Raw genomic sequence first — 15,594 nt, 5'->3', positions numbered from 1 at the left:
AAATCACAAAATCAACTAATAGGTAGGGTAACTATAAATTCCGTACTTTGACCAGGAATTGAGTTATATTCGATAGTTCCATTGTGTTTTTCCACAACTATCTGACGGCTGATTGCTAATCCTAAACCAGTTCCCTTACCAACAGCCTTAGTAGTAAATGTTTGGTCAAAAATTTTATCTTGTATTTGAGGGTTTAAACCAATACCATTATCTTTAATATAAATTGTAACTGTATTTTTTTCGTCACTCACTCTTGTTTTTACATTGATAATATTTGGATCGGCAATGATTTCTTGATAAGAGCGATTACAATTGAGTTCCTCAAATGCATCAATTGCATTGGCAATTAAATTCATAAATACTTGATTTATCTGTCCAGGATAGCAAGTGATAGGTGGTAAATCACCATAGTCTTTGACAACCTCAATTTCGGGACGATCTTTATTACTTTTAAGTCGATGCTGAAGTAACATTAGAGTACTATTAAGTCCTTCATGAATTTGAAATTCAACCTTGGATGAAATGTCGGAACGGGCAAAAGTTCTCAAAGAAAGGCTAATACCTTCCAAGCGAGTAACCCCGTGTTGCATTGATTTTATTAAGCTTGGCAAATCCTCGTTGAGAAACTCTAAATCAATTTTCTCCAACAATTTAGCAATATTTGGATCTAGTTCAGCAAACTTTTCTTGGAAGAGGTTTAGTACCTCAAGCATATCACTAGTATATTCTTGAACATGGAATGTATTTGCAACTATTGAGTTAAGCGGATTATTAATTTCATGACCGATACCTGCTACTAGCTGTCCCAAAGTAGACATCTTCTCACTTTGGATCAATTGTAATTGAGTTTTTTGTAGCTGTTCTAGAGATTTGCTTAATTCAGCAGTCCGCTCCTCCACTTTTTGTTCAAGAGTATGGGTAAGGTGAGATAAATTTAAATGTAACTTTAATCTGGCAATTACTTCTTCCTGTTGAAATGGTTTAGTAATATAGTCAACTGCACCAATTTCTAAACCTTTGACTTTATCTGTAGTGTCCGATAAAGCAGTCATAAAAATTACCGGTACATCTTGAGTGACAGAATTAGCTTTAAGTCTGCGACAAGCTTCAAATCCATCAATTCCAGGCATCATAACATCCAACAGAATCAAATCCGGTTTGGCATATTCTGCTTGTTCAATTGCTGATTCTCCATTTGTTGCCATCAAAGCCTTCCAACCATGACCCTGAATAGCTTCAAATAACACCTTGAGATTATTGGGATTGTCATCAACTAAAAGGATATACTTGGGCTTGGAAAGAAGTTTGATAGTCATTGAGGTGAATCCTTTAAGACAAATTGCTCGAGAAAATTACGTATTTTTCTAGTTTGAAAATTGGCTGCAAGTTCTCCAATTTTTTTGGTAAAAACAATAAATTCTGCGCTCTGATTGGTAACATCTTTTAGTGTTTCCTCAATAGTTGGGATATCACCCATCATTGCCAAGTGATAAAGTTGCTGCAAAATATCTTGGGATGGCAAAATTAACTTGCTTTCAGGAATTGAAGTCTGTGATTCTTTCCAAGATGGTTTTGCTAATTCCGATTGCTCGTATATCCACTCAATTTTTAGTATGGTTTGTAATGCATTAAGTAACTCCTCTATTTGTAGAGGTTTAGGTAAAAAGTTTTTTGCCCCTGCTTCTAGACTTTTTTGACGCTCGGCTTCAAACACTTTTGCACTGGAGACAATAATAGGAATTGAGGTTGTTTGGGGATTCTCGTGAAGTTTAACCATGAGTTCAAAGCCATCCATATTCGGCATGACTAAATCGAGTAAAATTAAATCAGGTCGATTTCCAATTGCTAACTTTAGACCTTGTAAACCATCACTTGCTTCCAAAGTACGAAAACTAATACTTTGTAGTAAATTACTCAACATGCAACAGTGCTGATTGTCATCATCAACAATAAGAATTTGAGGTGGGGTACCCCGAATTCCTGTAATTTTTTGTTGTTGTGATACTACTTCTTGTGTATTCCAATCATTAACGATCGGCATCGTTAAATCCAACGAAAAAATACTTCCTTCACCGCAACGACTCTGGACTTTTATTTGACTACCCATCAAAGTCGTAATTCTTTGACTGATGGTTAATCCTAAACCTGTACCATCAGGACGCTTTCCAACATCACCTACTTGCTCAAAAGGTTGAAAAATTTTCTCCAATTGTTCGGGTGACATTCCAACACCTGTATCTTCTATCTGAAAACGAATATTGCAAGCTGGTGAGGGGTTTACAATTTCTTTACTGTCTATATCTCTATTTTCCGTGACTAAAGTTTTAGATGTAATAGTTTTAATAGTATCTATTTTAAAAATTACTCCACCATTATCAGTAAATTTAATGGCATTTCCAATCAAGTTTATTAGTACTTGTCTCAATCTTTTTTCATCAGCATTGACAGCAGTCGGTAGATTTCGATCCAGAATGACATCAAACGAAATACCTTTCTGCTGTGCCCGAATCCGACACATCTCTGTAACGCCATTTAAAAAACCTGGTAAATGAATTTTGTTGGGAAATAACTCTAATTTACCGGCTTCGATTTTCGAAAGATCTAAAATATCATTAATCAGCATTAGGAGATGGGAACCACACTGATGAATAATACTAACTCCTTCTCGATTTTTATCTGTAATGGTTGGCGAACGCTCTAAAACTTGAGCATATCCAATTATGCCATTGAGTGGCGTGCGCAATTCATGACTCATATTAGCAAGGAAATCGCTTTTAGCTTGGTTCGCGATCTCTGCAGCTTGCTTCGCTTTGAGCAACTCGTGGGTTCGTTCTTCGACTTTTGTTTCTAGGGTTTTCGAGTATTGCAGTAATTGAGTATTAGCAATTTCCAATTGGCTATTAGTTTCTTCCAGTTTCTGCTGTTTATAGGCATTCGTTGTGGCGATCGTGCTACCAATAAAAGCAACTAAAGTGGGGACTACCGGTACCAATAGTCCGCCTAAGAAACTCCAATAGGTACCACCCAGAAAGACTATACTAATACCTGCAGTTGCCCAGAGTATATTGCCTCCGATGAGGGATTTTTGAGTACAATTAGCACTTAAAAACCAAGTACCGAAAGACCCAATGGCAGACCAAAAAATGATCCAAACAAGAAAATCACTTCCAGAAAAACCTTTTAAGTTAGCTGTGCCAGTTTTTGCTCCGTGGATTAATTGTAAAGCAATATTAGCGTGAATAGCTACACCAGGTGTCTGAGTTGTTTCCGATAGCCAAGAAGAACTAAACGGGGTACTAAAAAAATCATTAGTACTCGCAGCAGTTGAACCAATAAACACCATGCGATCGCGCATTATATCCTTGGGAATATTTCCCTGTAAAACATCCCGCATCTTCACCCTTACGAAGGCTTTTTCCGAGCCATACCAATTAAGTAAAATTTGATATCCACCTAAATCTTTATCCCGATAACCAGCTTCTAGATTTTGTAAGGGTAGGTAAATTTGTTTACCTAACCGGAATTTTTGTCGTTGGGGGTCAATGCTTTCTAAAGTAATTCCTTCTTTTTCCAAATACTTTAAAGCAACAATGGTTCCTAATCCTGCTTTGAGAGTATTTTCTTCTTCTTTATCAACAGCAGTTAGTAGGGCTCGTCGTACATGGAAATCGCTATCTAATACTAAGTCTGCCAAACCAACTTGCTCTCGTTTTTTTAATTCCGGTGGTGGTTTGACTCGTTCTCCTGTTATTTTTTCAACTCCAAATAAATTTGGAGTGGTACGAAAAACTTGTACAAGCTCTTCTCTTCCTGTTCCTTCTGGTAAATCTCGATATATATCTAGACCAATGGCGCGGGGTTTTTGTACGCGAATTTTTTTTAATAATTGAGCGAGGGATTGGTCTGAAATTGGCCATTTACCTACAAATTGAATATCTTGTTCATCAATAGTGACAATTACAACTTCCGGAGCTAATTTTTTTGTTGAGCGCCAGCGAAAAAATTGATTTTGGGTTGCCCATTCTGCTAAGTTAAATAGTCCTACTGCCTGTCCAACTGAAACGACAAGAGCAACACTTGGGGTAATAATAAAAACACTATGAGTTTTTCTAAATAAAGCTTTAAATTTCTGCCACATACATCTATTTTGAGCAGGGAACAGTCAAGTTTATAACTATAGAGACGAGACATATCCCGTCTCTGAAAAAAAATAAAATATATATTCTAGAAATGTATATCCTAGAAATATATATCTTTAACACTATTTATGTATCCTTGATCATGTTTTAAATATCTGATGTATTGTTGCGAGTTGATTCTCATACAGTTTATGGTTTTGGAATTCTAAATTCGTACAATCTCTCCTCAAATTAGTAAATCACTTAAAGAGAATAAGAATTGGTGAAATCTTTCCTAGAAGTATCTAAAAAAATCTCTAGCAAAAGATACCATAAACGATTAAATAGCTTGTTATGGGCATAGTTTTAATGTGTGCTACTGAAATTTATTGATTTATGAACTTGTAAACTTGAATTAATTATTTAGAGCTACGATAGGAGCCTTGTCAATATCTTTTAGTTCAACAGAACCTAGCAACTCTGACCAATGTTTATCTAAAATTTTATCATTGGGTTTTTGAACGCGCAGTTTTGCTAAAGTTTCTATGCAGTCGTACCATACACCATATTTGCCAAAAGCTTTTGCTTGTTTAAGACCATCTTCATTTTCTATAGCCTGTAATAATTCTGAATTTGGTTGAATTCGCTTGATCCAACCATTGACGTAAGGTGTTCTAGGGGTAAGCTGATTATTAACCTTTAATGCTAAAAACCATTTGTAATTTTGTTCCAACTCTAAACTCGTGGGAATTTTTATAGCCAGAACTTCAGCCTTACCCGAAACTGGAATTTTCACATGATGCAAGGTTTTACCGGCAGCATTTTTAAAGCTAAAAATAGCTTCTTGTGCTGTAGACTCAGGTAAATAAACAAAAATGTTAGGTCGCTCAGAGACTGTTGTACCAAAAAAGGTTTGAGGTAAAAGCGGTAAAATTGTCCGAGGAGAAATTACACTAGATTGAGGATTGATATTTTGAGAACTGGAAGATGTTGGATCATTACGAGATCCTCCTCCTGCTGTTCCGGATTTAGGGGTTTCATTTCCTGGTTTTGGGGTAAATAAATCCCCACGAGATACTCCTCCGGTACCAGATTTTGGAGTTCCATTTTCCCGTTTAGGAGCAAATAGACTACCTCGAGAACCACCACTAGAAGTTCGACTAGGAGTTTGACGTTGAGGAGGTGGAACAAATTTCACATCTCTACGGGATGCTCCTCCTTTTGTTTCCCTCGGAGTTCCTTCGTCAGGTGGTGGTTGAAAGATAACGGCATGAGCACTTTTAGAGTATATCCATATAAAACTAGTTAAAAAAGTACATATACTTAAAGTGCCAATAAATACTTGTTTTTTCATCACTTACACCCGTAAATTCAAAAAAGACTAGTGCTAAAGGGAATATTAAATTATAGATTGATAGATTGTGGTTATTGATTTTGATACCTGAAATAGTAAAGTTTTGAGTTATGAAGTTTAAGATTTTTATCCTTTGAAATCTACTAATATTGTAGAAATGTTTCTTTTTAGAGTCTGCCCAGAGATTACTTACATTTTTTAAAGACTGTTTAAATTTATGTTTAGAAACTTACAAAAATCTGTTTAGGATATATTTTTTTAGTTTTTTGAAAATGTAAATTTGAAAATTTAACTTTGAAAATGTAATTGCCGAACAGAAGCACAGGTTGTTGGGACAGTGTTAAATTTATTATTCCCAAAATTAGCTGGAGCTATCAATTCAATTTCTCCCTTGGAATTACGTATCAAGTGGGAGGTTTCCACAATTAATGTTTGACTTGATTCTTGGTTATTAGTTGTAGCTACTCTAGTAGACCTTTGAACTGGGGTACAAACAACCCTATCATTGATAACTTTCGAGTAATTTTGTGTAGATTTCTATGAATGATTCTGTTAATTAGCCTTTCAGCTTCTATTTCACATAAAGTGTAGTTTAGCTTTTCAATGATAATTTTACTTTAGGTGAATAAATAAAGCTTGAAATTAAATCAGAGTTTATACTGATTACTTCTTCTATTTTAAGTATTTAAATAAACATGAACCTTGGTTTTGTTAAAGTTTGGGATTAAGATTTCTAGATTTAATATTATCTCCGCTTTAATTTGTATCTGCACTTTAATTGAATGGCTTTTGAAAGAGTGCTTGTGAAAATTACTACACAAAAATTTAGATTTATTGTTTGTAAGCTTTGTCTAAGCTTGAATTTAGTCGTGGTTGCAAGCTTAGCCTCATCAAAGCCAGTAAATTCTCAGGTAGTGCAAAACCCAAATGTTAACCGACAGGATATTAATATTACCCCAAGAAATATTGAACCGTCTCCAAATAAGCCATTCGAAGAACCACAACCACCACAACCATTACCACCACCAGAAGATTTATTACCAAAACCTAGGTTGTCAGAACCAGAATTTACTTTACCAGGTGATACTTCTCGACAAATAACCGTAAAACAATTTGTCATTACTGGTAATACTGCTCTTAAACAAAAAGACTTTGACAAGATTATTACACCTTATCTCAACCGTCCCTTAACAATTGCAGAGTTATTTAAAGTTAGATCGGAAATTACTCAGATCTATATAAGTAAGGGGTATATTACATCCGGGGCTTTTATCCCACCACAGAAATTCAAAGACGGTGTGGTTGAAATAAAAGTTATTGAAGGGAAGCTAGAAGATATCAAAGTTAGAGGGAATCAAAAACTTAAACGCGGTTATATCCGCAGCAGACTTGCGAGATCGACTAAGAAACCCCTAAATCGGGAAAAGTTATTAAAAGCTTTACAGTTATTACAAATTAATCCCCTAATCGAAAATATTTCAGCAAAATTATCTGCTGGAACTCGTCCGGGAGAAAGTCTACTAGAGATAGAAATTCAAGAAGCAAATACTTTTCAAACTTCTTTGGTCTTAGATAATGCACGTTCTCCAAGTGTTGGTACTTTCCGTCGTCAAATTCAGGTCGGTGATACTAATTTGTTGGGCTATGGCGATAGCATAAGTGGAAGTTATAAAAATACTGATGGTAGTAATTCTTTTGATTTTCACTACAAGTTACCAATTAATCCCCGTAACGGTAGCATATCTTTAAATTATGGGATTTCTGAGAATAAAGTTATTGAAGAGCCTTTCAATGTTCTTGATATCCAATCTGACTCGCGATATTACGAAGTTAGTTTTCGCCAACTAATAGTAGAAAAAACTCAGCAGGAATTAGGTTTGGGTGTAACTTTATCTCGTCGAGAAAGTAAAGCCAGGTTTCTCGAAGATCAAGTACCTTTTCAGGCTTCTGGTGCTGATGCTGAAGGAAAAACAAAAGTAAGTGCAATTCGGTTTTTTCAAGATTGGACATCTCGCGATCGCAAACAAGTATTCGCTTTACGCTCTCAATTTAGTATTGGAGTTGATTGGCTCAATTCAACTATTAATGAAACATCCCCCGATAGTAATTTTTATGCTTGGAGGGGACAAATGCAGTGGGTACGTTTATTAGCAAAAGATACCTTATTACTGTTGCGTGGAGATATGCAATTTGCGGATCGACCATTAGTTCCATTTGAACAATTTGGTTTAGGGGGTCAAGAAAGTATTCGCGGTTATCGTCAAGATGCACTGCTCAAGGACAACGGTATTTTTGCTTCTGCAGAGGTCAGGATTCCCATAGTTCGCTTCTCAAGAAACAAAAGTTTGTTGCAGGTTGCTCCTTTTATTGATTTTGCTACAGCTTGGAATCGTAGTGGTAGAGAAAATACCAGTTCTAATTCTGACCCAAATACTTTAGTTTCTGCTGGTTTGGGCTTACGTTTACAACTTGAAGATCGTCTCAGCGCCCGTTTTGATTGGGGTATACCTTTAGTTTCTGTTTCTGGGGATAAAGATAGTTTACAAGAAAATGGACTTTACTTTTCAATTATTGCTAATCCTTTTTAAAGGATTGGGGCTTTGCTAGGCGCGAAGAGGGATACCCAGGGGCTTTAAAATTAATCCCTTGTTGTAACTGGCTTTGAGGCTTTTTTCTGCTTGTTTTTTGTCTAAGTCCCGTTAACAGGGAAGATTACGAGCAGATGCTTTAAAGCTAATAGTACTATACTCATAGCTTTGATTATTGGTTTAGGTAATGGGTTTTCCTGTTAACCATTACTCATCACCCATTACCTATTACCCATTACCAATTCTCAAACCGCTGTTTCTTCCAACATCAACTTAGAAGCTTTAAGTCGGTCGGGAACTGGAACTGGATAATCCCCAGTAAAGCAAGCAGAGCAAAAAGTGTTAGTATCTTCTTGAGTTGCTTTGAGCATTCCTTCCCAACTCAAATAAGCAAGACTATCCACCCCAATTTGTTCGCTAATCTCTGCAACCGATTTAGTCGCAGCAATTAATTGATCTTGGGTATCGGTATCAATTCCATAAAAACAAGGATGGGTAACCGGTGGAGAAGAAATTCGCATATGTACTTCTGAGACCCCAGCATCCCGCAAAGCTTTAACTAATTTGCGACTGGTAGTACCCCGAACAATGGAATCATCTACAATTACTACCCGTTTACCATCAAGGACATCTTTAAGGGGGTTAAGTTTCATTCGAATACCAGACTCGCGCATACTCTGGGTCGGTTGAATAAAAGTACGCCCAACATAACGATTTTTAATTAAACCTTCGCTGTAGGGAATACCACTAGCCTCAGAAAAACCAATTGCAGCAGGAATTCCAGAATCTGGAACACCAAATACAAAATCCGCATCTACAGCAGACTCAGCAGCTAATTGTTTTCCTAGTCGCAATCGATAGCTATACAAAGTCTCATTGTGCATCATACTATCTGGGCGGGCAAAGTAAATCATTTCAAAAATGCATAACTTACGTTGCTCTTGCTTATTCCAGTGGTAAGAAGCTAAGCCTTCCTCAGTAATCCAAACTAACTCCCCTGGTTCTACATCTCGCAAAAATTCTGCCCCAATTATATCCAAACCGCAAGTTTCAGAAGCCAGAACATAACGCACCGGATTTCCGGGTAAAGTTCCAATTACTAAAGGACGAATCCCATTGGGATCCCGCGTACCCATTACACCTTCTGGAGTCCCAATAACTAAACTAAAAGCTCCTTTACATCGCTTTAGAGCTTTAACTGTTCCTTCTAACCAATTTAAATTTTTATCTTTATTAATTTCTTGAGCGATCGCTAAAGCAATCATTTCTGAGTCGGTGGTGGTGACCAAGTTATGATTATCTTCCAGTAATTGCGATCGCAAATCTAATGTGTTGACTAGGTTCCCATTATGCGCTAATGCAATTTGACCTAAACGGGTTTCAACTACAGCAGGTTGGGCGTTAGCCTTGTGACTCGAACCAGTAGTAGAGTAACGAGTGTGACCAACGCCAATATTACCAGGCAGTTCATCTAAAATAGATTCATTAAAAACTTGGGAAACTAAGCCCATATCCTTATGTAAATGGACTTTCTGTGATTCAAAGGTTGCAATTCCAGCAGATTCCTGACCCCGGTGTTGTAGGGCATATAATCCAAAATAAGTAAGTCTGGCAATATCTTGTTCTGGTGCATAGATACCAAAAACACCACAAGCTTCTTCGGGTTTATCGGGACGTTCTTGTTGGTGTATGATTTTTTGCTCTTCTGTAATTTTTGGATTTTCTATAACTTGCTGCGGTTCTGAGAAATTATGGGAGTTATGCAATTGTTCTTTAGCGGTAGATGGACGGGGAATCATGCTAGCTCTGCTCCTGTTCTGGATGTCAAGTCAATAAATGGGAGTACTGAATCAAATAAATGCAAATAATTTAAAAAAAACTTAACCTTCCATTAAAACAGTATCGCAATCATGGTCACCATAAACAAGTAAATTTGAAATTAGGCAAATATTTATACGAAGTAAGGAGTAAGGAGTAAGGAGTCAGAAGTAAGGAGTAAGAAGTCAGAAGTCAGAAGTCAGAAGTAATTTATTGGTTAAAGCTGTTAAGTGATAACTGTTAAGTGATAACTGTAGCCCGTAAGGGCGTGGCGTTAGCCATAAACTGTTAGCAAAGCGTGCGCGGTAGCGCATTAACTGAATAATGGGTAATGGGTTAATTAATTTTCCCATACCCAATGTGCGATCGCCTAATTCGCAGGTGTCCCATCTTCAGCCTTTTTAAGTGCTATACGGTTGGGGATTGAATTGTAATAATGATTGCTCATTTTTTCGATACCAGCCTGAATTAAGGTTTGTTTATCGGCGTTTAAAACTCGCAAACCAATATCACAATCTGCTACTGCACCCAAATTTTGCCAATTTTGTCCGAGATTTTCTTGCAAGTAAGATTCCCAAGTTTCTTGTTGGTTCGCAGATACAGAAACGATAATTCTCGCTCCACCTTCAGCAAAAAGTATTTCGTCCCAACGTGTAGAGTTATCAGGAGCAACGTCTAAAGTAATTTCTGCACCCAACTTACTACTAATGCAACATTCCGCAAGTGCAACAACTAAACCACCCTCAGCACAATCATGAGCCGAATGGATCAAACCTATATCAATACCATGACGGCAAGCTTCCTGAACCTTCCTTTCTAATTCAAAATCTACTTGCGGAGGTCTTCCAGCAACAATATGATGAACAGCTGCCAAATATTCCGATCCCCCAAGGGTAAGTTTGGAATCTCTTTGGCTGTTGGTTGGTAATCCCAGAAGATATATCAAGTCACCAACTTCACCCCATGCTTGGCTGCAAGTTTTAGCTAAATCTGGAATTAATCCTACCATTCCAACCACAGGGGTGGGATAAATTGCTTGGGGGTTACCGTCAGCATCTAAAGTCTCATTGTACAAAGAAACATTTCCGCCAGTAACAGGTGTTGATAATTCTTGACAACCTTCTGCTAAACCACGACAAGATAATGCTAATTGCCAATAACCAATGGCTGTTTCTGGACTACCAAAATTTAAGTTATCGGTTACTGCTAAAGGTTGGGCTCCCACACAACTCAAATTCCGAGCAGCTTCTGCAACCACTGCTTTTGCACCTTCGTAAGGATCGAGATACACATAGCGAGAATTACAATCTACTGTTGCTGCAACTCCACTTGGGGGTACCTCCGCATCCGGGGATGAAGAATCATTATTTTTTTCTAAGGGACGCAGTCGTATAACAGCAGCATCTGCACCTCCTGGTAGTTTTACGGTATTATTTTGTACCTGATGGTCATACTGACGATAAACCCAACTTTTAGATGCGATGTTGGGAGTATCCAAAAGAGCTAATAATACTTGATTCCAGGTGTGTCTTTCTTCTTTAATTTTTATCCCAGATACCGTGCAATGTGGTAAAGAATCAATATTCCATTCCCAGGCTTTGACTGCATATTCTGGTGTTTCGGCTGGTAATTCTCGATGATATAAAGGTGTATTTTCTGCTAATGCATCGGCGGGAATTTCCGCAGCAACTTCACCTTCAAACAAAATTCTAACTACTGGTTCGGCTATTACTTCACCTGCAACTACTGCATGAAGTCCCCAACGTTGAAAAATATCAATTAATTCTTGCTCTCTTCCTTTCTCTGCTACAAATAGCATTCTTTCTTGGGACTCGGAAAGCAAATATTCATAGGGAATCATTCCGAATTCGCGCACCGGTATTTTATCTAAGTCGAATTCAACACCGACCCCACCTTTCGCCGCCATTTCTGAGGTCGAACAGGTAATACCGGCTGCTCCCATATCCTGTGCTGCAACAACTGCACCGGTTTTAAATGCTTCCAAACAAGCTTCAATTAAAGATTTTTCTAAGAACGGATCCCCTACTTGTACTGCTGGGCGATCGTCAAGTGATGAAATAGTAAGTTCGGCGCTGGCGAAACTAGCTCCACCCATACCATCACGTCCGGTGGTAGAACCAACATATAATACTGGGTTACCAATCCCAGATGCGCCAGATTTAACGATTTCTGGTGTTTCCATTAACCCCAACGCCATTGCATTAACTAAGGGGTTACCGGAATAAGCCGAATCAAAGTAAACCTCACCACCGACAGTTGGTACTCCTACAGAGTTACCATAATGGGCAATACCTGCTACTACTCCATGAAATAATCTTTGGGTTTTAACATCTTCAAGGGAACCAAAGCGCAAAGAGTTAAGGACTGCGATCGGACGAGCGCCCATGGTAAAAATATCTCGAAGTATACCGCCTACACCTGTAGCTGCACCTTGGAATGGTTCTACTGCGGAAGGATGATTATGGGATTCAATTTTAAATGCTAGTTGTAGCCCATTACCTAAATCGACCACACCAGCATTTTCTCCAGGTCCGACTAAAATGCGATCGCCAGTTGTGGGAAATTGTTTGAGCAGAGGGCGAGAGTTCTTATAACAACAATGTTCGGACCACATGACCCCAAACATTCCCAGTTCGGCTTTATTGGGGTGTCGTCCAAGTCGCCGGACTATTTCTTGATATTCTTCAGGTTTTAAACCTTCTTTAGCAATTTGTTCAGGAGAAAAGGGTGAAGGGGATGTGGCGGTCATAGCACTAGTGCAACAAGGAAATGAATAATTATTTTATCGACTTAATTGTACAAATTAGCATTTATTTTCTAATTAGGGTTAACAGGAGTCAGGAGTTAGGGGTTAGGAGTCAGGAGTCAGGAGATATAAAACCTATGATTAGTAAACTTTTGACTTTTAAATTTTGACTTTTTTAACAAAAAAGCACCCCCCTTGACCTGAGAGGCACTTTTTAATTTGGCTGGATGAATTAGCTAGATAAATTTGGCTAAATATCTATAACAGGTTAACCAAGATTGAGTGAATTCAGACCAACTGAACTAAGATTAACCATTAATAGCGGGAGCACTCACAGCTACAGGAGTTACTTCACCAGATGCTAAATCTAATGGGAAGTTGTGAGCGTTACGCTCGTGCATTACTTCCATACCTAAGTTAGCTCGGTTAATAATGTCTGCCCAAGTGGGAATTACATGACCGCTAGAATCAATTACAGACTGGTTAAAATTGAAACCATTTAAGTTGAACGCCATGGTACTAACACCCAAGGCAGTAAACCAAATTCCAACTACAGGCCAAGCTGCTAAGAAGAAGTGTAAGGAACGGCTATTATTGAAGGACGCATATTGGAAAATTAGACGACCAAAGTAACCGTGTGCAGCTACGATGTTGTAGGTTTCTTCTTCTTGCCCAAATTTGTAACCATAGTTGAGAGACTCAGCTTCAGTGGTTTCACGTACCAAGGAGGAGGTTACCAAGGAACCGTGCATTGCACTAAATAAAGAACCACCGAATACTCCTGCTACACCCAATTGATGGAAAGGATGCATCAAGATATTGTGTTCAGCTTGGAACACAATCATGAAGTTGAAGGTACCGCTGATACCCAAAGGCATTCCATCAGAGAAGGAACCTTGTCCTAATGGATAGATCAAGAATACTGCGGTTGCTGCGGATACAGGTGCAGAGTATGCAACGCATATCCAGGGACGCATACCTAGGCGGAAAGAAAGTTCCCACTGACGACCCAAGTAGCAGAATACTCCGATCAAAAAGTGGAAAACGATCAATTGATAAGGACCGCCGTTATATAACCACTCATCTAGAGAAGCTGCTTCCCAGATGGGGTAGAAGTGTAAACCGATAGCATTAGAAGAAGGTACGATCGCACCGGAAATAATGTTATTTCCGTAAATTAAGGAACCGGCAACGGGCTCGCGAATACCGTCAATGTCTACTGGAGGAGCTGCAATAAATGCAATAATGAAACAAGTTGTTGCAGCTAACAACGTAGGAATCATTAATACGCCGAACCAGCCAACATAAAGACGATTGTTGGTACTAGTTATCCATTCGCAAAAACGTTCCCATAGAGAACCATTGCCACGTGTCCGTAATGTGGTTGTCATGTTTCTATGATTGCTTTGAGATATCTAGATACATCTTAGGCTAGCTATTTATGCTTGTGTCGGATTAGGTAACACTTTTTTACTTATTTTCAACTATTGAAAAATTTGATTGATTTATACAAATAATTATTTTCACTTATGTAGAACCCATTTGGGATCTGTCTAACCAGTCACCAATCTTCCTAAATATTAGTCTGACCGAAAATCATAGGGCGCAAGCCCTATTTTGTTACTTTCGGTTAATACTCACTATCTACAAATAATTTTGTTGCCGAAAATAGCGTACTTTTTCTCTTGTAAAAATGGGATTTCCGTTATCTATGATGGTAAATACGGCTTCATTATCTGAAATCCACTTAATACTACCCTTACTCAATAAACCCAAGCTATCAGTTTGATAGAGAATACCGTTAGAATATCGCCAACTTCCTCGATCTCGCATGCTTTGTAAACCAATTTTTTGTAATGATGTATATGTTCGATCTGGCTTTAAAGTAACGCTGATTTGAATTTGCTGACCATATTTAACTATACTTCCATTCCATGTACCAATCAGCCGCTGAGAATTATTTACTCTTGGATTATTTGCTCTTGTTTTTTGTAAAGGCTTTTTCAGAGGTAAAGGAGATTTGATTGGCGATACAGCCACAGAGGAACCCAAATCAATTCTTGCTCTAGTCGCTAATTTTTCAGCAGTATTGATAGGAATTCCAAATAAAGTAGGAGAACTTGTTCTAATATCAACGTCTGTCAAACCATATATTCCAATCAATCGACCGTTACTATCTAATATGGGACTTCCACTCATCCCCGGTTGTGGTTCGCCACTGTAAATTAATTCATAACCATTTTTAACATCGGAAGGTGAAAGAAAACCAATCAAATTTTCCGAATAAAAACGATAAATACGCTCTCTTGCTAGTTTTTGTGATGCAGAATAACCAGCAATATATACAGTCTGTCCTTCAACTAACTTGTCAGAACACAAAGGTAGCAAAAAATGCTAAAACAGTCTCCAATTGATTTAACTGTTCATCCCGACGCAAAATTTGCAATTTAATGTACAAAAATCTAATTTATTAATTAGCCACTCTTTTTGTTCATTAATTGTGAGAAAGAATCAACTCTTCCCCAATTAATAACTTTCATATAAGCTTTTATAACTTCATCAGTTAATTGTCGTTTATAAATATGATGTTGTTATTATCAGTTCTGGGATTGCAGGCTCTACTTTAGGAGCAATTTTAGCTCGTCATGGTTTAAAAGTCATCATTTTTGAAGCCAAATCCCATCCACGATTTGCAATCGGTGAGTCGATGATTTTAGAGACATCAGGATGAATTTTTCAAACCCTTAATTTACGGTAGTGACATTTGTCGGAAGATTTTTACAATTGAGAATCCCCCAAACTCATCACTGGAGAAAGATTTGGGGGATGTTCATTTTTAGATTAAATTGCAAATCATTGCTGCAGCCCGAAAATTTAGCATCACAGCTACGGAAGAACCGTTTTATCTGGTACAAATCTTTTTGTCGGATTTATTTGACTAAATAAAAC

The 15,594-nt window shown here is 37.8% G+C and carries 10 protein-coding genes; 2 read left to right on the top strand and 8 right to left on the bottom strand.

Features of this window, described 5'->3' with window-relative positions; genetic code table 11:
• Positions 1 to 11 precede the first annotated feature (11 nt).
• From QNJ50_RS03120 to QNJ50_RS03110, 3 genes are all read right to left on the bottom strand, one after another.
• Positions 12 to 1,316 (bottom strand): response regulator, encoded by a 1,305-nt coding sequence (locus QNJ50_RS03120; RefSeq protein ID WP_300631882.1) that lies wholly within the window; start codon positions 1,314 to 1,316, stop codon positions 12 to 14.
• A complete protein-coding gene (locus QNJ50_RS03115) occupies positions 1,313 to 4,138 on the bottom strand; it encodes a CHASE2 domain-containing protein (protein WP_300631880.1) in 2,826 nt (941 codons plus the stop codon). Before QNJ50_RS03115 ends, QNJ50_RS03120 begins: the two co-directional genes overlap by 4 nt.
• A gap of 395 nt (positions 4,139 to 4,533) precedes the next feature.
• The gene (locus QNJ50_RS03110) at positions 4,534 to 5,472 is read right to left on the bottom strand and encodes a DUF928 domain-containing protein (protein WP_300631877.1); all 939 of its coding nucleotides are present in this window, start codon (positions 5,470 to 5,472) and stop codon (positions 4,534 to 4,536) included.
• Positions 5,473 to 6,254: 782 nt separating this feature from the next.
• Between QNJ50_RS03110 and QNJ50_RS03105 the strand changes: the two genes are divergently transcribed.
• On the top strand, positions 6,255 to 8,060 hold the full coding sequence (locus QNJ50_RS03105) for a ShlB/FhaC/HecB family hemolysin secretion/activation protein (protein WP_300631874.1): 1,806 nt from the start codon (positions 6,255 to 6,257) through the stop codon (positions 8,058 to 8,060).
• 245 nt (positions 8,061 to 8,305) lie between these two features.
• On the opposite strand, the gene purF is transcribed toward QNJ50_RS03105, so the two are convergent.
• From purF to QNJ50_RS03080, 5 genes are all read right to left on the bottom strand, one after another.
• A complete protein-coding gene (gene purF / locus QNJ50_RS03100) occupies positions 8,306 to 9,859 on the bottom strand; it encodes an amidophosphoribosyltransferase (protein ID WP_300631871.1) in 1,554 nt (517 codons plus the stop codon).
• A 204-nt stretch (positions 9,860 to 10,063) separates the two neighbouring features.
• The gene (locus tag QNJ50_RS03095; RefSeq protein WP_300631869.1) at positions 10,064 to 10,231 is read right to left on the bottom strand and encodes a hypothetical protein; all 168 of its coding nucleotides are present in this window, start codon (positions 10,229 to 10,231) and stop codon (positions 10,064 to 10,066) included.
• Positions 10,232 to 10,248: 17 nt separating this feature from the next.
• On the bottom strand, positions 10,249 to 12,648 hold the full coding sequence (purL, locus tag QNJ50_RS03090) for a phosphoribosylformylglycinamidine synthase subunit PurL (RefSeq protein ID WP_300631866.1): 2,400 nt from the start codon (positions 12,646 to 12,648) through the stop codon (positions 10,249 to 10,251).
• A gap of 305 nt (positions 12,649 to 12,953) precedes the next feature.
• A complete protein-coding gene (gene psbA, locus QNJ50_RS03085; RefSeq protein WP_300631865.1) occupies positions 12,954 to 14,036 on the bottom strand; it encodes a photosystem II q(b) protein in 1,083 nt (360 codons plus the stop codon).
• A gap of 253 nt (positions 14,037 to 14,289) precedes the next feature.
• Positions 14,290 to 15,024, bottom strand: coding sequence for a serine protease (locus QNJ50_RS03080; protein WP_300631988.1), 735 nt, complete (start codon positions 15,022 to 15,024; stop codon positions 14,290 to 14,292).
• Between the two features lie 187 nt (positions 15,025 to 15,211).
• On the opposite strand from QNJ50_RS03080, the gene QNJ50_RS28535 reads away from it, so the two are divergent.
• Positions 15,212 to 15,376 carry an NAD(P)-binding protein gene (locus tag QNJ50_RS28535; protein WP_366914206.1) on the top strand — a complete coding sequence of 55 codons (165 nt, stop codon included), beginning with the start codon at positions 15,212 to 15,214 and terminating at the stop codon, positions 15,374 to 15,376.
• Positions 15,377 to 15,594: the final 218 nt, after the last annotated feature.

The organism is Mastigocoleus sp. MO_188.B34 (genome assembly GCF_030065675.1).
Lineage (GTDB): Bacteria > Cyanobacteriota > Cyanobacteriia > Cyanobacteriales > Nostocaceae > Mastigocoleus.
Note: the sequence above shows the minus strand (reverse complement) of the source record. Positions and strands in the feature narration are given on the sequence as shown.

What these genes read in the sequence shown, in the direction of transcription:
- QNJ50_RS03105 (WP_300631874.1), top strand. Translation starts at nt 6,255, where the DNA reads ATGGCTTTTGAAAGAGTGCTTGTGAAAATTACTACACAAAAATTTAGA.
- QNJ50_RS03095 (WP_300631869.1), bottom strand. Translation starts at nt 10,231, where the DNA reads ATGGGAAAATTAATTAACCCATTACCCATTATTCAGTTAATGCGCTAC.
- purL (WP_300631866.1), bottom strand. Translation starts at nt 12,648, where the DNA reads ATGACCGCCACATCCCCTTCACCCTTTTCTCCTGAACAAATTGCTAAA.
- psbA (WP_300631865.1), bottom strand. Translation starts at nt 14,036, where the DNA reads ATGACAACCACATTACGGACACGTGGCAATGGTTCTCTATGGGAACGT.
- QNJ50_RS03120 (WP_300631882.1), bottom strand. Translation starts at nt 1,316, where the DNA reads ATGACTATCAAACTTCTTTCCAAGCCCAAGTATATCCTTTTAGTTGAT.
- purF (WP_300631871.1), bottom strand. Translation starts at nt 9,859, where the DNA reads ATGATTCCCCGTCCATCTACCGCTAAAGAACAATTGCATAACTCCCAT.
- QNJ50_RS03115 (WP_300631880.1), bottom strand. Translation starts at nt 4,138, where the DNA reads ATGTGGCAGAAATTTAAAGCTTTATTTAGAAAAACTCATAGTGTTTTT.
- QNJ50_RS03110 (WP_300631877.1), bottom strand. Translation starts at nt 5,472, where the DNA reads ATGAAAAAACAAGTATTTATTGGCACTTTAAGTATATGTACTTTTTTA.